The 18,807-nt window shown below is 71.8% G+C and carries 19 protein-coding genes; 15 read left to right on the forward strand and 4 right to left on the reverse strand.

Translation table 11 applies throughout. The annotated features are described in order from the left end of the window. The 9 genes from wecB (at position 1) to HNQ01_RS06050 (ending at position 10,534) form a co-directional block, all read left to right on the forward strand. Positions 1-1,197 (forward strand): non-hydrolyzing UDP-N-acetylglucosamine 2-epimerase, encoded by a 1,197-nt coding sequence (gene wecB / locus HNQ01_RS06010; protein WP_286180519.1) that lies wholly within the window; start codon positions 1-3, stop codon positions 1,195-1,197. A gap of 32 nt (positions 1,198-1,229) precedes the next feature. Beyond that, positions 1,230-2,015 (forward strand): YaiO family outer membrane beta-barrel protein, encoded by a 786-nt coding sequence (locus HNQ01_RS06015; RefSeq protein WP_173804467.1) that lies wholly within the window; start codon positions 1,230-1,232, stop codon positions 2,013-2,015. Between the two features lie 14 nt (positions 2,016-2,029). Then, the gene (locus HNQ01_RS06020) at positions 2,030-2,869 is read left to right on the forward strand and encodes a hypothetical protein (RefSeq protein WP_173804468.1); all 840 of its coding nucleotides are present in this window, start codon (positions 2,030-2,032) and stop codon (positions 2,867-2,869) included. After that, positions 2,866-4,113 carry a hypothetical protein gene (locus tag HNQ01_RS06025; RefSeq protein WP_173804469.1) on the forward strand — a complete coding sequence of 416 codons (1,248 nt, stop codon included), beginning with the start codon at positions 2,866-2,868 and terminating at the stop codon, positions 4,111-4,113. Before HNQ01_RS06020 ends, HNQ01_RS06025 begins: the two co-directional genes overlap by 4 nt. Positions 4,114-4,181: 68 nt before the next feature. Then, complete coding sequence (locus HNQ01_RS06030) at positions 4,182-6,473, forward strand: polysaccharide deacetylase family protein (RefSeq protein ID WP_173804470.1); 2,292 nt, start codon at positions 4,182-4,184, stop codon at positions 6,471-6,473. A 67-nt stretch (positions 6,474-6,540) separates the two neighbouring features. Continuing rightward, a complete protein-coding gene (locus HNQ01_RS06035) occupies positions 6,541-8,787 on the forward strand; it encodes a polysaccharide deacetylase family protein (RefSeq protein ID WP_173804471.1) in 2,247 nt (748 codons plus the stop codon). A gap of 91 nt (positions 8,788-8,878) precedes the next feature. Beyond that, the gene (locus tag HNQ01_RS06040; protein WP_173804472.1) at positions 8,879-9,196 is read left to right on the forward strand and encodes a YkvA family protein; all 318 of its coding nucleotides are present in this window, start codon (positions 8,879-8,881) and stop codon (positions 9,194-9,196) included. Between the two features lie 49 nt (positions 9,197-9,245). Beyond that, entirely contained in the window at positions 9,246-9,476 is a 231-nt protein-coding gene (locus HNQ01_RS06045) for an RNA-binding S4 domain-containing protein (RefSeq protein ID WP_173804473.1), read from the forward strand. Positions 9,477-9,565: 89 nt separating this feature from the next. Further along, complete coding sequence (locus tag HNQ01_RS06050) at positions 9,566-10,534, forward strand: Tim44 domain-containing protein (protein ID WP_173804474.1); 969 nt, start codon at positions 9,566-9,568, stop codon at positions 10,532-10,534. A gap of 22 nt (positions 10,535-10,556) precedes the next feature. On the opposite strand, the gene HNQ01_RS06055 is transcribed toward HNQ01_RS06050, so the two are convergent. After that, on the reverse strand, positions 10,557-11,756 hold the full coding sequence (locus HNQ01_RS06055; protein ID WP_173804475.1) for a GGDEF domain-containing protein: 1,200 nt from the start codon (positions 11,754-11,756) through the stop codon (positions 10,557-10,559). Positions 11,757-11,923: 167 nt separating this feature from the next. Here HNQ01_RS06055 and HNQ01_RS06060 point away from each other — a divergent pair, with 167 nt between their 5' ends. Further along, on the forward strand, positions 11,924-12,454 hold the full coding sequence (locus HNQ01_RS06060; RefSeq protein ID WP_286180521.1) for a HugZ family pyridoxamine 5'-phosphate oxidase: 531 nt from the start codon (positions 11,924-11,926) through the stop codon (positions 12,452-12,454). A 78-nt stretch (positions 12,455-12,532) separates the two neighbouring features. After that, positions 12,533-13,339, forward strand: coding sequence for a mechanosensitive ion channel family protein (locus HNQ01_RS06065; RefSeq protein ID WP_173804476.1), 807 nt, complete (start codon positions 12,533-12,535; stop codon positions 13,337-13,339). A 40-nt stretch (positions 13,340-13,379) separates the two neighbouring features. Here the strand turns inward: HNQ01_RS06065 and HNQ01_RS06070 are convergent, their stop codons facing one another. After that, the gene (locus HNQ01_RS06070; RefSeq protein ID WP_173804477.1) at positions 13,380-13,787 is read right to left on the reverse strand and encodes a methylglyoxal synthase; all 408 of its coding nucleotides are present in this window, start codon (positions 13,785-13,787) and stop codon (positions 13,380-13,382) included. 465 nt (positions 13,788-14,252) lie between these two features. On the opposite strand from HNQ01_RS06070, the gene HNQ01_RS06075 reads away from it, so the two are divergent. After that, complete coding sequence (locus HNQ01_RS06075; protein ID WP_173804478.1) at positions 14,253-15,872, forward strand: DEAD/DEAH box helicase; 1,620 nt, start codon at positions 14,253-14,255, stop codon at positions 15,870-15,872. Positions 15,873-15,907: 35 nt separating this feature from the next. Here the strand turns inward: HNQ01_RS06075 and HNQ01_RS06080 are convergent, their stop codons facing one another. Together HNQ01_RS06080 and HNQ01_RS06085 are read right to left on the reverse strand one after the other, a co-directional pair. Then, complete coding sequence (locus tag HNQ01_RS06080) at positions 15,908-16,162, reverse strand: hypothetical protein (RefSeq protein ID WP_173804479.1); 255 nt, start codon at positions 16,160-16,162, stop codon at positions 15,908-15,910. A 75-nt stretch (positions 16,163-16,237) separates the two neighbouring features. Further along, positions 16,238-16,870, reverse strand: coding sequence for a YceB family lipoprotein (locus HNQ01_RS06085; protein ID WP_173804480.1), 633 nt, complete (start codon positions 16,868-16,870; stop codon positions 16,238-16,240). Between the two features lie 119 nt (positions 16,871-16,989). Here HNQ01_RS06085 and HNQ01_RS06090 point away from each other — a divergent pair, with 119 nt between their 5' ends. The 3 genes from HNQ01_RS06090 to HNQ01_RS06100 all read left to right on the forward strand — a co-directional run bounded on the left by HNQ01_RS06090 (position 16,990) and on the right by HNQ01_RS06100 (position 18,802). Further along, complete coding sequence (locus tag HNQ01_RS06090) at positions 16,990-17,655, forward strand: TetR/AcrR family transcriptional regulator (RefSeq protein ID WP_286180522.1); 666 nt, start codon at positions 16,990-16,992, stop codon at positions 17,653-17,655. A 118-nt stretch (positions 17,656-17,773) separates the two neighbouring features. Then, positions 17,774-18,427, forward strand: coding sequence for a protein-L-isoaspartate O-methyltransferase family protein (locus tag HNQ01_RS06095; protein WP_173804482.1), 654 nt, complete (start codon positions 17,774-17,776; stop codon positions 18,425-18,427). A 33-nt stretch (positions 18,428-18,460) separates the two neighbouring features. Beyond that, positions 18,461-18,802, forward strand: a complete 342-nt coding sequence (locus HNQ01_RS06100; protein ID WP_173804483.1) for a rhodanese-like domain-containing protein — start codon at positions 18,461-18,463, stop codon at positions 18,800-18,802. Positions 18,803-18,807: the final 5 nt, after the last annotated feature.

Raw genomic sequence — 18,807 nt, forward strand, 5'->3', positions numbered from 1 at the left:
ATGAAAGACCCCCACGACATGACCGCACCGATCCTCATCTCCGTCGGCACCCGTCCCGAGATCATCAAGATGGCGCCGCTGCATGCCGAGCTGCGCCGCCGCGGCCTGCCGGTGGCCTGGGTGCACACCGGCCAGCACCGCGAGATGGCGCAGCCGCTCTACGAGTTCTTCGGCATCGAGCCGGAGCACGAGGTCACGCTGGAGCGCCGCAGCGGCGAGCTCTCGCACCTGAACGCGCTGCTGCTCGAGGGGCTGGCCGCCGTGTTCGAGCGCACCCGCCCGGCCGCGGTGCTGGTGCATGGCGACACCACCAGCACGCTGGCCTCGGCGCAGGCGGCCTTCTACCAGGGCGTGCCGGTCGGCCATGTCGAGGCGGGTCTGCGCACCTTCAACCACCGCGAGCCCTTCCCCGAGGAGATGAACCGCGAGCTGACCGCGCGGCTGTCGCGCTGGCACTTCTCGCCGACCTCGCGCGCGGCCGGCAACCTGGAGCGCGAGGGCATCCGCGCCGGCGTGCACGTCGTGGGCAACACGGCGGTGGACGCGGCGCTGCAGGGCACCGCGCGGGTGGACGCGCTGCTGGCCGAAGGGGCCACCGTGCTGCCGGCCGCGCTCGATCCGCTGCGCCAGGGCCTGGCGCTGGCGAAGTGGCGCCTGATCACCGTGACCGCGCACCGGCGCGAGAACTGGGGCGAGGGCATCGCCTCGATCGCGCAGGCGGTGGCGCAGCTGCTGGAGGCGCACCCGGACGTCGCCGTGGTCTGGCCGGTGCACGGCAACCCGGCGGTGCGCGACGCGGTCCACGCCGAGCTGGCCGCCAAGGTGCCGGCGCTGGAAGGGCGACTGACGCTGTGCGAGCCGCTCGACTACCCAGCGCTGCTGTGGTGCCTGCACCGCAGCGTGCTGGCGCTGACCGACTCCGGCGGCATCCAGGAGGAAGGCGCGGCGCTGTCCTGCCCGGTGCTGGTGCTGCGCAACACCACAGAGCGCCCCGAGCTGATCGACGCCGGCGCCGGCCTGATCGTCGGCACCGACCGCGAGCGCATCGTCTCGACCGTCTCGGGCCTGCTGGCCGAGCCGGACGGCGCCGGCCTGCAGCGCATGCGCGACGCCACCAACCCCTTCGGCGACGGCACGACCTCGCGGCAGATCGCCGACGTGCTGCAGCGCGACCTCGGCCTGCGAGCCGGCCTGTGAGACGCGCCGCCGGCAACCCGATGACCCTGACGATGAAGACTTTCCTTCCCCGCCCGGTCCGGCCGCTGCTGGCCGGCCTGTTGGCCGCCGCGTCGGCGCTGCCGGCCGCCGCGGGCGACCTGATCGAGATCGGCGGCAGCGCCAGCCGCTACAGCGCCGGCCTGCCCGACGGCGGCAGCGCCCACCTGCGCGGCAGCTGGGCCTTCGGCACGGGCACGGTGGTCAACGCCGAGCTGCTGGGCGAGCGCAAGTTCGACGCCCGCGGCGGCGTGGCCTCGGCCGGCGCGACGCGCACGATCGACGAGGACTGGTTCGCCAGCGCCGCGCTGGCCGGCGGCTGGGGCGGACCGAACTGGAACCGCTCGCGCGTCGATGCCGCGGTCTCGCGCAAGTGGGGCGCCGAGCGACGCTGGATCACCACGCTGGGCGGCTACCACGCCCGCTTCGACGCCGGCCGCAGCGACAGCGGCCTGAAGATCTCGGCGAACTACTACGCCAACCACTTCGCGGTCTTCGAGCTGGGCGCGACCCTCAACCGCAGCCGCCCGGGCAACGTCGGCTCGACCATGCCCTGGCTGGCGGTGACGCTGGGCGTGCCGGGCGTGCAGACCCTGGCGCTGCGCGTCTCGCGGGGCCGCGAGGCCTGGCTGGTGCTGGGCGACACCGCGCAGCCGGTCGACTTCGCCAGCACCACCGTCGGCGCCGACTGGCGCTGGTGGATCGCGCCCGACTGGGGCGTGGTGCTGCGTGCCGAGAGCTACCGCAATCCGAGCTACCGCCGCACCACGCTGGGCGGCGGCGTGTTCATGCAGATGTGAGGCCGGGAGCCACGATGCCCAATCCCTTCCGCCACAGCCTGCAGCACTCGGTGCTCGGCGAGCTGCAGCACCACGGCCACCGCGGCGGCCGCATCGCGATGCACCGCTCGATCTGGGGCCTGAAGCTGCCACGCCACCGGCTGGCGGTGGCCCTGCTGCTGGCGGTGCTGATGACGGGGGCGCTGCTGCTGCTGCGCGAGACGGTGGCGGAGCTGTGGAGCCAGCAGCTGCTGTGGTGGCTGACGCGGCTCGAGCTGCCCGGGCGCTTCGCCGCGCCGCTGCAGCCGGTGGACCTGCCCTTCCTGATCGCCGCGCCGTCGATCGACCTCTTCGTCGACACGCCCTCGCAGCGGGTGCTGGCCTTCAACGCGATCGGCGTCGTCGCGCTGTGGTGGGGCGCCGGACTGCTGCCGGACGCCGGCCGGCCGGCGATGTACCTGCTGCGCATGGCCGCGATCATCCACGGCGCCACGGTGCTGTTCTTCCAGCTCTGGCCGGCGAGCTTCCCGCACACGGTGCGCGAGCATGTCGCCAACGGCCTGCAGCAGTGCTGGGTGCTGATGCTGATGACGCCGTGGATCCATCTGCCCACGCTGTGGCTGTTCGACGTCGCCGCCTGGGTGCGGCCGCTGGCGACGCTGCTGACCTGGGCCTGGCTGCTGCTGCTGGCGCCGCTGCTGTACGCGAGCCACGCGCTGGTGCTGCACCACGCCGGCGTGCTGGCGATGCCGCTGCTGCACCTGCTGTTCGGCGTGATGGTGTCGATCATCGGCTTCGTGGCGATCTACGGCTGGGCGATGGGCCTGGCCAATGCGCGCACGCTCGACCGGCTGGCGCCGGGAGGCCGCCGATGAGCCGCGCCGCACGGACCGCGATCCGCCGCGGCGCGCTGGCGCTGCTGGGGCTGGGCATCGCGCTGGCGCCGCTGCAGGCGCGCCCCCAGGGCATGCAGGCCCCGTTCGACAGCACCTGCCCGACCGGCAGCCTGGTCGACCCGGCCTTCCGCGACGCCGCGGTGCTGATGATGCGCCGGCTGGTGGTGCGCGCGCCCGGCCAGACCAGCGACGGCGCGATCCGGCGCACGCTCTCGCCCGCGCATGTCGATGCCAGCGGCCGCGCCTGGCACCACATCGCCGCCTACGAGGCCAACCTCGGCCTGATCGGCGCGCTGCGCATCGACCCGACGCTGCGCGAGGAGGCCGGCCGCTGGCTGCGCTGGCAGGTGCGCCACCTGCCGGTCGAGGGCAGCGACCGCGGCGTGCTCTTCGACCGCTGGATCAGCGCCGACGGCCGCGAGATGACGCTGTGCCCGCCCGACATCGACCCGCGCCACTGCCGCCAGATCGATGCCACCGACAGCACGATCGCGTCGATGTTCCTGCTCGCGCAGGCCTACCTGCGCCACGGCGGCAACGCCGATCTGCTGCGCGACGCGGCGATGCAGAAGGCCTTCGACCGCGCCGCGGCCACGCTGGCCACCCTGCAGCAGCCCAGCGGCCTGACCATCGCGAAGCTCGACCACCGCGTCGGCTACCTGATGGACGCCGCCGAGGTGGCCGCCGGCTGGCGGGCGCTGGCCGAGATCCAGCAGGGCGTCTGGGCCCAGCCGGCGGTGGCGCAGCTCAGCCGCGAGCGCGAGCAGCGGGTGCGCCGCGGCATCGAGCAGGCACTGTGGCAGCCCCGCCCGGGGCTGTGGAAGGTCAGCGACAGCGACGGCGCGCCCGACCTTCAGCGCTGGTATCCGGACGCGATGGCCCAGGCCTGGCCGCTGCTGTGGGGCCCGGCCTCCTCGGCGCAGACGCTGCAGCGCTCGCGCGCGGCCTGGAGCCAGGCGGCGGCGCGCTGGCCCGACTGGCCGCGGCGCAACGTCGATCCGGCCGGCTTCTGGTGGCCGGCCGCGGCGGTGGCGGCGCACTGCAGCGGCGACACCCGCTCGGCCGTCGACTGGGTGGCCCGGGCGCGCGCCGCCTGGCTGCGCCCGGACCGGCCCTTTGCCTGGCCCTTCCAGGTCAGCGACCTGCTGTGGCTGCTGTGGCTGGCCGAGCCGGGGCCGCCGCAGGCCCCGCTGCCCGAGCCCGCGCCGCGCGCGCCCGGCTGAGCACGCCGCAGCGCCCGCCCCCCCCCCGTTTCCCCGACGACCGACGACCCACAAAGACAGGAGCCGACATGAACCGAGAAAACCACCTCCCCCGAAGCCGACGGCACGGACCGCACGCCCCCCTGCGTCGACCCCGGCTGCGCCGCCTGGCGGCCGCGCTGGCGCTCGGCGGCTGCCTGCTGGGTGCCGGCGCCGCCCAGGCCGCCGCCCGCGACACCCTGGTGCTGCTGGTGCCCGACGACGCGGTGAGCAGCAGCTGGCCGGTCAAGGTCTGGACCGATTCCGCCGCCGAGCAGGGCCTGCGGATGACGACGATGACCGACTCGCAGTTCCTCGCGCTGGGCACCGGCGCGGCCGCGCAGATCGCCGGCCTGATCGTGCCCGACAGCGCGCACATCAAGGCCAGCGACGCGGTCGTCGCCGCGGTCAGGCAGTACGCCAACCTCGGCGGCAGGCTGATGCTGGTCTATGACGCCGGCGCGCTGACCCCCGGCGGCTTCTACGCGCCGACGAAGTCGCGCTTCTCCGATGTCGCCGGCGTCGACTACACGCTCTACGACACCCTGCTCGACCGCGTCGTCGGCTTCGGCCCGGTCGTGGGCACGCAGGCCCAGCTCGACGCGCTCGAGCTGCCGCCGGGCAAGTACGCCGCCTGGTCGGCACCGGTCACCACCGCCGGCACCACCAGCAGCTCGACCCTGTTCGTCGCCGCCAGCACCAGCGACCCCGGCGCCACCACGGCGATGCGCCCCTATGTGCAGTCGCGCGCGCAGCAGCGCGTCGACGAGAGCTCGAGCGCGGCGCGCAAGACCACGGCGACGGTGCGCAAGCTGCTGGGGCTCGACAGCCTGCCGGTGTCGAGCGCGACCCGGCTGGCGACCAAGGTCAGCGCCACGCCGGCGCTGAGCTCGATGCTGGGCAGCGCGCTGTCGCGGTCCACCGGACTGCTGTCGCCCCTGACCTCGTCGGTCACGCTGGCGGGCACCGGCACGACCTCGACGACGAGCACGGGCACGGGCACCGTCACCACCGCCGCCGCCACCTCGACCACCACCACGGCGACCACCACCGCCGCGACCGACCTGCAGGCCATCAGCGGCTACGGCTACGGCGCGCTGGGCTACTTCAGCTACGTCACCCAGGGCAGCTATTCCGGCACGGTGCTGCTGTCCTCGCCCGACCACGGCGTCGTCGCCGGCCGGCGCAGCACCGGCAGCGGCAGCGTGCTCTTCGTCAACCTGCCGCTGGGCTACTTCAAGGCCATCGGCACCGACTCGGCGCCGCTGCACGGCTTCCTGAACCTGTTCGCGCGCGAGCAGGTGCAGATGCCGATGATGTCGACCCAGCCCAAGGGCGTCGGCGGCCTGGTCTACAACTGGCACGTCGACGACGGCGACGACCTGACCTCGGACGTCAAGGCGCTGCTCGACACCACGACGGTGCTGCAGCGCGGGCCCTTCTCGATCCACTTCACCGCCGGCCCCGACACGGTGGCCACCGGCGACGGCCTGGGCATGAAGCTGGACACCAGCACCGCCTCGCAGACCCAGTTCAACCGGCTGAAGAACCTCGCCGCCGGCCACGAGCTGGCCTCGCACGGCGGCTGGAACCACGACCTCTACGGCCTGGGCGCGAACGAGACCAACCAGAGCACCTACCAGCCCTGGCTGGAGCTGAACTTCGCCGCGGTCGACCGCCTGAAGGGCAAGGCCTCGACCGAGTATTCGGCCCCGATGGGCAACAACCCGACCTGGGCGGTCAACTGGCTGGAAGGCCGCAAGGTCGTCGGCATGTACTTCGTCGGCGACACCGGCTCGGCGCCGGTGCGCTCCTGGCGCTCGGGCAGCCGGCTGACCAGCTCGCTGTGGAGCTTCCCGATCGTGCCGATGGGCAAGTACGCGACCTTCGAGGAGTTCGACGAGTTCGGCGTCACCGACGCCCAGTCCGGCCAGTGGCTGCTCGACCTGCAGACCTTCGCGGTCAACCACCGCACGACGCGGCTGTTCTACAACCACCCGCCGGGCGCGCGCGGCCACCTCGCCGCGATCAACCCGCTGCTGACCCGCGCCGACTCGCTCAGGACGCTGGGCCAGTTCAACTGGTACACGATGACCCAGATGGCGAACTTCTCCGAGCGCCGCCTGGCCACCGGCTGGAGCGCCAGCAGCGCCAGCGGCCTGTCGACCTTCACCGCCACCCACCCCAGCAGCCTGGCCGACATGACCTGGCTGCTGCCGCGCGCGCGCTACGGCACGCCGCTGATCACCTCGGGCAGCGGCCGCGTCGGCTCCGACACCACGAACTGGGTCGTCACCGCCACCGCCGGCACCACGCTGAAGTTCACCGCCGCCGAGCGCTGAACACCGAACGCCGAGCGCCGCCGTGCCCGCCCCCGTCCTTCCTTCACCGATCGCCGGAAACACCCCGATGAACCCGACCCCCTCCTGGCGCCAGCGACTGGCCGCCACCCTTGCCTGCCTCGCCGGACCGACGCCTGCGCCGCGCCGCGCCCGCCCGGCCTTCCGCCTCGCCCCGATCGCCGCCGCCGGCCTGCTGGCGACGCTGCCGCACCTGGCCAGCGCCGGCACCCGCGACACCCTGGTGATGCTGGTGCCCGACGATGCGGTGGCCTCGAGCTGGCCGGTCAAGGTCTGGACCGACTCCGCCGCCGAGGAAGGCGTGCGGCTGCAGACGATGACCGACTCGCAGTTCCTCGCGCTGGGCAGCAACGCGCCGAAGCAGATCGCCGGCCTGATCGTTCCCGACAGCGCGCACGTCAAGGCCAGCGACGCGGTCGTCGCCGCGGTCAAGCAGTACGCCAACCTCGGCGGCAAGCTGATGCTGGTCTATGACGCCGGCGCGCTGACCGACGGCGGCTTCTACGCGCCGACGAAGTCGCGCTTCTCCGAGCTGGTCGGCGTCGACTACACGATGTACGACAGCCTGCGCGACCGCGTCGTCGGCTTCGGCCCGGTCGTGGGCACGAAGGCGCGCCTGGAGAAGCTGTCGCTGCCTCCGGGCAAGTACCAGCCCTATGCCGCCGCCAGCAGCGTGGCCGGCAGCAGCAGCACCTCGATGTACGTGCCGGCCACGCCGAGCGACCCCGGCGGCACGACGCAGATGCGCCCGCACATCGTCAAGCGCGCGCTGACCCGGCTCGACGCCAGCTCGGCCAACGTGCGCAAGCACCAGACGCTGGCGGTGCGCGACCTGCTGGGCCTGAACACGCTGCCGGCGCCGACCGTCAGCGTCACCAGCAAGGTCTCCACCACCACCTCCTCGCTGTCGCTGCTGAGCTCGGTGCAGATCCCGGTGGCGACCGACTTCCTGCGCGCGCTGCTGTCGGGCCTGGGCTACGTCGACCAGACCGGCACGACCAGCAGCACCGACACCACGCCGCAGGCCATCAGCGGCTACGGCTACGGCGCGCTGGGCTACTTCAGCTACGTCACGCAGGGCAGCTTCTCGGGCAATGTCTGGCTGTCCTCGCCCGACCACGGCCTGGTGGCCGGCCAGCGCAGCGTCGGCAGCGGCAGCGTGCTCTTCGTCAACCTGCCGCTGGGCTACTTCAAGGCCATCGGCACCGATTCGGCGCCGCTGCACGGCTTCCTCGACGCCTTCGCGCGCGACGTGGTCAAGCTGCCGACGATGTCGGTGCAGCCGCGCGGCAAGGGCGGCCTGATCTACAACTGGCACGTCGACGACGGCGACGACCTCAACACCGACGTCAAGACGCTGCTCGACACCACGACGGTGCTGCAGCGCGGCCCCTTCTCGATCCACTTCACCGCCGGCGTCGACACGGTGACGGTGGGCGACGGCATGGGCATGAAGCTCGACACCAATGCCGCCTCGCAGACGCAGTTCAACCGCCTGAAGAACCTCGCCGTCGGCCACGAGCTGGGCTCGCACGGCGGCTGGAACCATGACCTGTTCGGCCTGGGCGCCAGCGAGGACAACGCCGCGACCTACCTGCCGTGGCTGGAGCTCAACCACGCCGCGGTCGACCGCCTGAAGGGCAAGGCCTCGACCGAGTACTCCGCGCCGATGGGCAACAACCCGACCTGGGCGGTCAACTGGCTCGAGAACCGCGGCATCGTCGGCATGTACACCGTCGGCGACGGCGGCGCCGCGGGCGTGCGCTCCTGGCGCGCGGGCAACCGGCTGACCAAGTCGCTGTGGAGCTTCCCGGTCACGCCGATGGGCAAGTACGCGACCTTCGAGGAGTTCGACGAGTTCGGCGTCACCAACGCCCAGTCCGGCCAGTGGCTGCTCGACCTGCAGAGCTTCGTCGTCAACCAGCGCACCAACCGGATGTTCTACAACCACCCGCCGGGCGCGCGCGGCCACCTCGCCGCGATCAACCCGCTGCTGCAGCGGGCCGACGCGCTGCAGCTGCTGGGCCGCTTCAAGTGGTACACGATGACCGAGCTGGCGCAGTTCGGCAACCGGCGCATGGACGTGCAGTGGAGCGCCAGCAGCTCGCTGGGCTTCTCGAACTTCAGCGCGACCCATCCGAGCTCGCTGAAGGACATGACCTGGCTGCTGCCGCGCGACAAGTACTGGCTGCCGGTCGTGACCTGGGGCTCGGGCTCGGTCGGCTCCGACAGCGCCAACTGGATCATCACCGCCAACGGCGGCACGGCGCTGAAGTTCACCGCGGCCGAGCGCTGAGCCCCAAGCCCCTCCTTCAGGAAGCCGGCGGTCAACCGGGCCAGAATCCGGCCCGTTGCGACTCCCGGCTGTTCCTGAAAGGAGAGAGTCCATGTGGAAACGTCTGCTGCGCCTGTGGGCGGTCGTGCGGGTCGATGCCCGCATCGCCTGGCATGCGCTGCGCCATCCGCGCGCGCCACGCTGGTTCCGGCTCGGCTGCGTCGCGCTGGCGCTCTACCTGGTGTCGCCGGTCGACCTGATCCCGGACGCGCTGCCGGTCCTGGGCATCAGCGACGACCTGGTGCTGATCCCGCTGCTGATGCGCTGGCTGCTCGGCCGGCTGCCGGCCGAGGTGCTCGACGAGGCCCGCCGTCAGGCCGGCTCGCCGGCGCGCGGCGCCCGCATGCCCTTCGTCGAGCGGGTGGACTGAAGGCCGCCCGGGCCGCCGCATGCCCCGGCGGCCCGGCTACCATCGGGCCATGAACCTGATCGACTTCGAACTCCGCGGCGAGCACATCCCGCTCGACGCCCTGCTGAAGGCCACCGCCGTCGCGCACAGCGGCGGCGCAGCCAAGACCCTGGTGGCCGACGGCCTCGTGCAGGTCGACGGCCAGCCCGAATCCCGCAAGACCTGCAAGATCCGCGCAGGCCAGGAAGTGGTGGTCGAATCCGCCCATGTGCGCATCCGGGTGCATGCGCCGCCGCTGTGAGCCGGCGCGCCCGCGCGACATTCACGGAACTTGATGTGCGGCAGATCGATCTCATCTGCCGTGTTCCACCCCCTCCTCCAGGATCGACGATGAAGACCCTCCTGCGCACCGCCGCCGTGTGCGTGCTCGCGCTGTCCACCGCACTGACCCCGGCGCTGTCCGAGGCCAAGCGCCTTGGCGGCGGCGGCTCGTCCGGGCTGCAGCGCAGCCTGCCCTCGCGCAGCACGCCGCCGGCCCAGACCCCGCCCTCGCCGCAGCCCGCCGCACCGGCCCAGGTGCCGGCGCAGCAGCAGGCCTTTCCCGGCGCGATGCAGAACGCGCCGGCGATGGCGAAGAAGCGCTCCTGGCTGGGCCCGCTGGCCGGTCTGGCCGCCGGCATCGGCCTGGCGGCGCTGCTCGGCCACTTCGGTCTGGGCGAGGCCTTCGCCGACCTGATGATGATCGCGCTGCTGGCGATGGTGGCGGTCTTCGCCATCCGCTGGCTAATGAACCGCAATCGCAGGACCGCACCGACGCTGGCCCCCGCCGGTGCCGGCTTCGGCGACCAGCCGATGCAGCGCGGCAGCCACGAGGCCAGCTGGCCGAGCCCCGCGCCGGGCAGCGGCCCGTCGGTCGCCCTGCCCGGCAGCGCGGCCGCCAGCTTTGGCGCGGCGCCGGCTGCGGCTGCTTTCGCCCCGCAGCTGCCGGCCGGCTTCGACCGCACCGGCTTCGAGCGTGCCGCGCGGATGATCTTCATCCGCATGCAGGCCGCCAACGACCGCGCCGACCTCGAGGACCTGCGCCGCTTCACGACGCCGGAGATGTTCGCCTCGGTGCGCGTCGACCTGCAGGACCGCCACGGGGCCGCGCAGCAGACCGATGTCGTCGAGGTCCGCGCCGAGATCCTCGACTTCGAGCGCGACAACGGCCGCGATCTGGTCAGCGTGCGCTACAGCGGCCTGATCCGCGAGGAAGCCGGCCAGGAGGCCGCGCCCTTCGACGAGGTCTGGCACCTGGTGCGCGCGCATGACGCCCGCGACGACGCCTGGCAGATCGCCGGCATCCAGCAGGCGGCCTGAACCGGCCCCGTGGCGCCGGGCTTCAGACCGGCGTCAGGCTCACCCAGCCGCTGGTCTGCACCTGGTTGCGGCCGGCGTGCTTGGCACGGTAGAGCAGCACGTCGGCCCGCGCGAAGAGCTGGTCGGCCGAGGGCGTCAGCCGCTCGACCAGCGGATCGAAGACCACCGTGCCAGCCGACACGGTCACGCGCAGCCGCCCGGCCCCGCCGGGCGGCGTCACCGTCATGCGCTCGATCTCGCGCCGCAGCGCATCGACCACCTCGTGCGCCCCGGCCCGGTCGGTCGACGGCAGCACCACGCAGAACTCCTCGCCGCCCATGCGACCGAAGATGTCCGACTGGCGCAGCCGCGATCGCACCGCCTGAGCGAAGCCCTGCAGCACGGCATCGCCGGCCGCATGGCCATGGTCGTCGTTGATGCGCTTGAAGTGGTCGAGATCGAGCAGCACCAGCGCCAGCGGTCGCTGCTCGCGCCGGCTGCGCTCGATCTCGTGTCCGACCAGCGCGCGGGTGGCACCGCGGTTCAGGCAGCCGGTCAGGCCGTCGGTCGTGGCCATCTGCTCGAGCTGCGCCGCACTGCGCTCGAAGCTGGCCATCAGCAGGCCGAACTGGATCGAGAAAGCGCCGAAGGTCATCGCCAGGAACAGCCAGCCGCTCAGAGGACTGGCCGGCTGCAGCAGCGACACCGGCTCCTGCGCCGCCAGATGGGGCTCGACCGCCCGCGTCAGCGTGCTCAACAGGCAGATCACGCACCCGCCCAGCACCATGCGCAGCGCCCGCTCGCTCCTGCGACCGTGGTGCATCAGCAGCAGCAGCGCCGGCAGCAGCAACAGCGTCAGCCAGAGACTCACCCAGGAGACGATCCAGGAATAAGGCAGCTTCAGGGCAACCAGGACCATCATCCCGACGCTTCCGGCCAGCCAGCACGTCAGATCGATCCGGCAGAGACCTCTTCCCACCAGCAGGCAGCGTGCCGAGACGCTCATCAGCCTCGCCCCGGCAGCGATCACGCTGTTCGACAGCACCAGCCAGAACGGCCCGGGCAGCTGTCCGCGCAGCATCATCAGCAGATCGCCGCAGCTCATCGCCAGCGAGGCCAGCAGCAGCAGGCGGATCTCGGGCCGCCGACCCAGCACCGTGCGCCGCACGGACAGCAGATGCGTCAGCAGCAATGCATGGCACAGCAGCAGCGCCAGCAGCAGCGTGGCGATATCGTTGATCATGGACAGACTCCCTCGCGTGCCCTTTCGGCCCCCTGGCCTTGCGGGTCTGTCGCGTCTTTTCCAGACCGCGCGGCTGATTGCGCGGCCCCGCCATGGTGAAGCGGTACGGAAATGAACGAAATGTCCATATTCACCCTTCCCCCCGCAAGAATGCAGGAGAAATCACGATGAATCCCTCCCCGGAAGACACCCCGTCGCGGCTCGCACCGAGCCGAATGGACCGGCTGCTCGTCGACCTGCTGCACACCCGGCGCACCCTCGCGCTGGGCACGCTCGACGAGGCGGGCGAGCCGGCGGTGTCGATGACGCCCTACGCGCTCGATCCGGCCGGGCCGGACCTGATCATTCTCGTCAGCGCCCTGGCCGCGCACACCCGGCAGCTGCTGGCCCGCCCGCGGGCCAGCGCGCTGGTCTGTGCCGGCGAGGACGAGGCCGACAGCGTGCATGCGCTGCCGCGCGCGACGCTGCGGCTCGAGGCCCGGCCGTCCGAGCCGGGCAGCGCCGAGGCGCGGGACGCGCTGGCGCTGTACGTCGCCCGGCACCCGGCCGGGGAGATGCTCGCCAGCCTGCCGGACTTCACCGTGATGCGGCTGCGGGTGCAGGCCGCACGCCAGATCGCCGGCTTCGGCGCGGCACGCGACGTCTCGGGCGCACGCCTGGCGGAGCTGCTGCGAGAAAGCGACAGCGCCGCGTCCTAGCCGAAGGAAGGTGGAATCCAGACCGGAAATCCGTCACAGTCCACGTGTGCAATATTGCACATTCGAGGAGGATTTCTGATGAACATCGAAACGATCCAGACGTTCCTGGGCACCACCGCGATCGACCTGCTGATGAAGATCGGCGCCGCGCTGATCTTCTGGATCGTCGGCCGCTGGCTGATCTCCAAGGTGGTCCACCTGATCCAGGCGGGCATGAACCGCAACTCGATCGATCCGACGCTGACCAAGTACCTCGGCTCGATCATCACCATCGCGCTGAACATCACCCTGGTGCTCGGCATCCTGGGCTACTTCGGCATCCAGACGACCTCGTTCGCGGCGATGCTGGCCGGCGCGGGCGTGGCCATCGGCGCGGCCTGGAGCGGCATGCTGGGCAACTTCGCCGCCGGCGCCTTCATGCTGGTGCTGCGCCCGTTCAAGGTCGGCGACTTCGTCTCGATCGGCGGCGTGACCGGCACGGTGCACGAGCTCGGCCTGTTCGGCACCACGGTCATCACGCCGGACAACGTCATGACCATCGTCGGCAACGGCAAGGTCTTCGGCGACACGGTGCAGAACTACTCGGCACTGCCGGTGCGCCGCGTCGAGCGCACCGCGCAGCTGGCGCAGGGCGTCGATCCGCTGGACGCGATCGCGCGCCTGAAGGCGGCCGTCGCGCAGATCCCCAACGTCGCGCAGAGCCCGGCGCCCGAGGTCGACCTGCTCGACTTCAAGCTCGAGGGCGCGGTGATCTCGGTGCGCCCCTACACCCACACCGACCACTACTGGCAGGTCTACTTCGCCACCAACGAGGCCATCGCGCGCGTCGGCAAGGAAGCCGGCTGGCCGGTGCCGGCCGCCCACCACAAGGTGGTGCAGGGCTGATCGAAGGCGCGGGCGGCGGCCGCTCGCGCCGGTTCACGGTTCAGTCGCGCGGCAGCAGCTGCTCGAGCAGCAGCCGCGCGGTGCTGACGTTGGTCGCGCACGGCACGTCATGCACGTCGCAGGCGCGTACCAGCGCATTGATGTCGGGCTCGTGCGGCTGCGGCGTCATCGGATCGCGCAGGAACACCACCGCGTCGATCTCGCCGACCGCCAGCCGCGCGCCGATCTGCAGGTCGCCGCCGAGCGGGCCGCTGAGCAGCCGCTCCACCTCCAGACCGAGCTCGGCGGCCAGCCGCCCGCCGGTCGTGCCGGTCGCGCACAGCGTGCAGCCCCGCAGTCGCGGGGAGAACTCCCGGGCCAGCGCGATCATGCGGTCCTTGCGGCCGTCATGGGCGATCAGGGCCAGGCGCAGCGGCCGGCACGCGCCGGCAGGATTCGAGTCCGTCATCCATCCATCCTTTCCTGTCGGGGTTTCTCGTCCGGACGATCCTAGCGGCGCGCGGTTACAGGCCGGATTCTTCCGCTTCAGGATCAGCTCGAGATCAGACGACAGGCGTGCAGTCCATCAGGGAATGCGCTAGAATCTCGGTCTGCTGTTGATGCCGCTTTCACGGGCAGCACCGTTCAGCCTTTCGCACATCCCCTCTGACCTTCCTCTTTCCCTCATCCTCCGGCAGACCGCATCCTTTTCCGGGATCGGCGACTGCGGGGCTGCAGGCGCGGTCGGCGGCGATGCTATTCGACCCCGGCAGGCTTGATTCCAATCCCCTGTACCGACCGCGATGCCAGGCGCCATGCGGATGACGCGCCTTTGCCTTCGCCGGCCTGCCATCCCGTGTTTCCACCTCGCCCGAGGCGAGCCGGAAACCCCTGCCGAATGGCGCCCGACGCGGCGCCGGATGAGAGTATTCACATGAGTTTTTCGACCCTGGGCCTGAACGAGGCCATCCTGCAAGCCGTCACCGCTGCCGGCTACGAGAACCCGACCGACGTGCAGGCGCAGACCATTCCCGCCGCGATGACCGGCGCGGATCTGCGCGTGTGCTCCAACACCGGCAGCGGCAAGACCGCTGCCTTCGTGCTGCCGGCGCTCGAGCGCGTGCTGGCCGCGCGCGCCGCCAACCCGGCCGCGAGCCGCCGCCCGCTGCGCGGCCAGCCGCCGCAAGGTCCGCGCGTGCTGGTGCTGGCCCCGACCCGCGAACTGGCCATCCAGGTCTCCAAGGCCGCGGTGACCTACGGCAGCCACATCCCGCACCTGAAGGTCGCCACCGTCGTCGGCGGCGTGCCCTACGGCGCCCAGCTGGCCGCGCTGCGTGGCCCGATCGACCTGCTGATCGCCACCCCGGGCCGCCTGATCGACCACCTCGACAGCGGCAAGGCCATCCTGGGCCAGGTCGAGATGCTGATCCTGGACGAAGCCGACCGCATGCTCGACATGGGCTTCATCGAGGACATCGAGCGCATCGCCGAAGCCCTGCCGGCCGGCCGCCAGACCGTGATGGTCAGCGCCACCTTCGCCGGTCAGGTCGGTCGCCTGGCCGACCAGATCCTGAAGGACGATGCCCAGCGCATCGAGGTCGCCAACCACACCGACAGCCACGCCAACATCGAGCAGCAGCTGCTGTGGGCCGATGACCTGGACCACAAGTCGGCCCTGCTCGAGAACCTGCTGACCAGCACCGAGATGCAGCAGGCGGTGATCTTCACCAGCACCCAGCGCGATGCCGACGAGCTGGCCGCCCATCTGTACGAGATGGGCCATGCGGTCGCGCCGCTGCACGGCGGCATGCCGCAGGGCCGTCGCAACCGCACGCTGATGGCGCTGCGCCGCGGCGAGCTGCGCATCCTGGTGGCCACCGACGTCGCCGCGCGCGGCATCGACGTGCCGACCATCAGCCACGTCATCAACTTCGGCCTGCCGATGAAGGCCGAGGACTACGTGCACCGCATCGGCCGCACCGGCCGCGCCGGCCGCTCGGGCCGCGCGATCACGCTGGCCGAGCGCCGCGACGTCGGCATGATCCGCCGCATCCAGCAGTTCACCACCCAGTCGATCCCGGTGGGCACGCTGGAAGGTCTGGAGCCGAAGCGCCCGGCGCCGGAAATGTTCAGCCGTGCCCCGCGCCGTGACGGCGGCCGTCCGCCGCACCGCGGCCATGGCGGCCCCGGCGGCTATGGCGGTCGTCCGGACAACCGCGGCGGCGACCGTGGCGGCTACGGCTTCGCGCGTCCGATGGACGGTGCACCGCGCCGCGGCGGCTTCGACGGCCCGCGCTTCGACTCGGCACCGCGTTTCGACGCGCCCCGCTTCGAGGCGCCGCGAGGCGAAGGCCGCCCGGAATTCCGTGGCGAGCCGCGCCATGACGGCCCGCGTGGCGCCCATGCCGCTCGCCGCCATGACGGCGCGCCGCGCTTCGAGGGCGAGCGCCGCTTCGACGGTGGCGATCGTCGTTTCGACGACCGCAGCGGCCCGCGTGGCGGCTTCGGCGCGGGCCGCCCGGCCCCGCGCGGCCGCGGTCACGGCCCGCGCTGATCGCCCGGCCGCCTCGGGCGGCCTTCGCGACCGGATCAGTCCTCGCGCCAGCGGCCGCCGCGGCGGTCGCCGCGGCCACGCCAGCGGCGATCGTCCTCCGGCACGACGATGACCTGAGGGACCGGCGCAGGCGCCGGCGGCACGACCACCACGTCGCGCCCGTAGCCATGATGGCGACCCGGCCCCGGGCCGGGCACCGGAACCACCACGCAGCCCGCCAGGGTGGCGGCCGCCAGCAGCGGCAGCGCGACGCGCAGCACGCGCCGGTCGCAGGAAATCGCAGTTGTCATCGCAGGGACGGCCCTCTCGGCCGCTTCAGCTTGCATGCGCTGCTCAACGTTTCCCGACCCTTGACGGATGACAGCTCAGGAACGCGCCGGTGCCATGTTGCCGGACGCCGGCAGCGGCACCAGCTTCAGCGTCACCCCCGACGAGCGGACCTCGATCGGTCCGGGCTGCAGTCCGGCCTTGGCCGCCAGGTCGAGCGCCAGCCGGTCGATGCGGTGGATCTCCATGTTCTCCAGCCAGGTCTCGGCCAGCCAGCCGCCCCAGCGGTTCAGTCCCGAGGCCAGCATCGCCGGCAGGCCGTCGATGGCCAGGTTCTCGCGGCGCACCCGGTCGAGCCGGATCGTGCCGTCCGAAGGCTCGTAGCGCAGCGCGCTGCTGAACATGATGCTGCCGCGGAAATCGCGCCGGCTCAGCACCGTCTCGCGCAGGCCCAGGTCGAAGCCGAGCATCAGCCGGCCGGCGGCCGGCTGCAGCAGCACCCGCGGCGTCGTCACCTGCACCTCGAACACCTCCAGCACCTTCTGCTGCAGCGGAAAGCGCGCCGACAGCGCCGCCTGCAGCTCGCGCTCGCTGGTGGTGAACTCGCGCGGCACCACCGAGGCGCAGCCGCCCAGGCCCGCCGCCACCAGCCCGGCCAGCACCCGCCGCCGCTGCAGCCCGCGGCCCGGCACACCTGCAGCCATCGGCACCGTCGTCTTGATTCCCGTCATGTCCTGTGCATCCGTCCTGCCCTCGCGGGGCCGATGCGGGCGCGGATCGGTTGACCCGCCCCCGCGGGGTCACTATATTACTGACCAGTTAGTCATTAAAGATGTCCCGGAAGCCAGCCTTGACCGCCACCACGCCCGATGCTCCGACCCCGGCGGGATCGTCGCACCAGCGCCGCAAGGCCGAACGGCCCAGCGAGCTGCTCGACGCCGCGCTGCAGCTCTTCGTCGAGAAGGGCTTCGCCGCGACCAAGACCGAGGACATCGCCCGGCTGGCCGGCGTCTCCAAGGGCACGCTCTACCTCTATTACACCAGCAAGGAAGACCTGCTCCGCGAGGTCATCTCGCAGCGCGTGTCCACCCGCATCGCCGACGGCATGGCACGCGCGGCCGCGCACGAGGGCAGCGCCACCGAGCTGATGCGCACGCTGCTGGTCGACTGGTGGACGCAGACGCTCGAGAGCGACGCCTCGGGCGTGTTCAAGCTGGTCGTCAGCGAGGTGCGCAACTTTCCCGAGATCGGCGCGCTGTGGACGGACGAGGTCGCGCTGCCGGGCTCGCAGCTGATCGGCAGCATGATCCAGCGGGGCATCGATTCGGGGGAGTTCAGGCCGGTGGACGTGCATTGCGTCGTGCATTCGATCGTGCTGCCCCTGGTCATGCTGTGCGTTCACCGCCATTCTCTCGGGGCCTGCGACTGCCCGGGCATGAGCATGGAGCCGCAGGACTTCATCCGTGCGCACATCGACCTGGTGCTGCGCGGGCTGGCGGCACATCCGCAGCCCTGACGGGGCCGCGGGCGTGTTGGACAGACCACGTTCGGGCACGAAGCGTCGGCCATGGCCACACCGGCCTCCTAGAATGTCGGGTTTTGTTGCGCATGCTCTTTCTCGCGAGGAATCCAAGATGAATGTCGAACAGGCCCGTTTCAACATGATCGAGCAGCAGATCCGTCCGTGGGACGTGCTCGACCCGTCCATCCTGTCGCTGCTGGCCGTCGTCAGGCGCGAGGACTTCGTGCCGGCCGCGCACCGCGCCGTCGCCTTCATGGACCTGGAAGTGCCGCTGCCCGGCGGCCAGGTCATGCTCGCGCCGCGCGTCGAGGCCCGCCTGCTGCAGGAACTCGGCCTGCAGCGCCACGAGAAGGTTCTGGAGATCGGCACCGGCTCGGGCTTCATGGCCGCGCTGATGGCGCACAAGGCGCAGCAGGTCGTCTCCTACGAGAAGCGCGCCGAGCTGGCCTCGCTGGCCCGCGAGAACCTGCGCCATGCCGCGATCATGAACGTCGAGGTCCGCCAGGGCGACGGCTCGAACGGCGATGCCGGCCGCGGTCCCTGGGACGCGATCGTGCTGTCGGGCTCGGTGGCCGAGGTGCCCGAGGCGCTGCTGCAGCAGCTCAAGGTCGGCGGCCGCCTGGTGGCCATCGTCGGCTCGGAGCCGGTGATGCGCGCGCTGCGCGTGCGCCGCGTCAGCGAGCGCGAATTCCGCACCGAGGTGCTGTTCGACACCATCGTGCCGCGCCTGGAAGGCTTCTCGCGTCCGAGCACCTTCTCGTTCTGATTCCTGCCCTCGACTCCCGGAGCTTCGCCCCCGATGCAGCCGCTTGCCGTGACCCGTCTGGCCGAACAGGTGCAGACCCTTGCCGCCGCGGGGCACACGCCCCAGCTGCTCGACGTGCGCGAGCCCTGGGAGATCGCGACCGCCTCGCTGTCGCTGCCCGGCGCCCGGCTGCTGAGCATTCCGATGCAGCAGATCCCGGGCCGGCTGGCCGAGATCGATCCGGACCAGCCGGTGCTCGCGCTGTGCCACCACGGCATGCGCAGCCTGCAGGTCGCGCTGTTCCTCGAACGGCAAGGATACCCCCATACGTATAACATCACGGGGGGGATCGATGCCTGGTCGCGCCAGGTCGATCCCGCCGTGCCGCTGTACTGATGCAA

Source organism: Sphaerotilus uruguayifluvii, from assembly GCF_013294065.1.
Taxonomy (GTDB): Bacteria; Pseudomonadota; Gammaproteobacteria; order Burkholderiales; family Burkholderiaceae_C; genus Sphaerotilus; species Sphaerotilus uruguayifluvii.

Coding starts and splice junctions, on each gene's coding strand:
- wecB (WP_286180519.1), top strand. CDS start 1: ATGAAAGACCCCCACGACATGACCGCACCGATCCTCATCTCCGTCGGC.
- HNQ01_RS06015 (WP_173804467.1), top strand. CDS start 1,230: ATGAAGACTTTCCTTCCCCGCCCGGTCCGGCCGCTGCTGGCCGGCCTG.
- HNQ01_RS06020 (WP_173804468.1), top strand. CDS start 2,030: ATGCCCAATCCCTTCCGCCACAGCCTGCAGCACTCGGTGCTCGGCGAG.
- HNQ01_RS06025 (WP_173804469.1), top strand. CDS start 2,866: ATGAGCCGCGCCGCACGGACCGCGATCCGCCGCGGCGCGCTGGCGCTG.
- HNQ01_RS06030 (WP_173804470.1), top strand. CDS start 4,182: ATGAACCGAGAAAACCACCTCCCCCGAAGCCGACGGCACGGACCGCAC.
- HNQ01_RS06035 (WP_173804471.1), top strand. CDS start 6,541: ATGAACCCGACCCCCTCCTGGCGCCAGCGACTGGCCGCCACCCTTGCC.
- HNQ01_RS06040 (WP_173804472.1), top strand. CDS start 8,879: ATGTGGAAACGTCTGCTGCGCCTGTGGGCGGTCGTGCGGGTCGATGCC.
- HNQ01_RS06045 (WP_173804473.1), top strand. CDS start 9,246: ATGAACCTGATCGACTTCGAACTCCGCGGCGAGCACATCCCGCTCGAC.
- HNQ01_RS06050 (WP_173804474.1), top strand. CDS start 9,566: ATGAAGACCCTCCTGCGCACCGCCGCCGTGTGCGTGCTCGCGCTGTCC.
- HNQ01_RS06055 (WP_173804475.1), bottom strand. CDS start 11,756: ATGATCAACGATATCGCCACGCTGCTGCTGGCGCTGCTGCTGTGCCAT.
- HNQ01_RS06060 (WP_286180521.1), top strand. CDS start 11,924: ATGAATCCCTCCCCGGAAGACACCCCGTCGCGGCTCGCACCGAGCCGA.
- HNQ01_RS06065 (WP_173804476.1), top strand. CDS start 12,533: ATGAACATCGAAACGATCCAGACGTTCCTGGGCACCACCGCGATCGAC.
- HNQ01_RS06070 (WP_173804477.1), bottom strand. CDS start 13,787: ATGACGGACTCGAATCCTGCCGGCGCGTGCCGGCCGCTGCGCCTGGCC.
- HNQ01_RS06075 (WP_173804478.1), top strand. CDS start 14,253: ATGAGTTTTTCGACCCTGGGCCTGAACGAGGCCATCCTGCAAGCCGTC.
- HNQ01_RS06080 (WP_173804479.1), bottom strand. CDS start 16,162: ATGACAACTGCGATTTCCTGCGACCGGCGCGTGCTGCGCGTCGCGCTG.
- HNQ01_RS06085 (WP_173804480.1), bottom strand. CDS start 16,870: ATGACGGGAATCAAGACGACGGTGCCGATGGCTGCAGGTGTGCCGGGC.
- HNQ01_RS06095 (WP_173804482.1), top strand. CDS start 17,774: ATGAATGTCGAACAGGCCCGTTTCAACATGATCGAGCAGCAGATCCGT.
- HNQ01_RS06100 (WP_173804483.1), top strand. CDS start 18,461: ATGCAGCCGCTTGCCGTGACCCGTCTGGCCGAACAGGTGCAGACCCTT.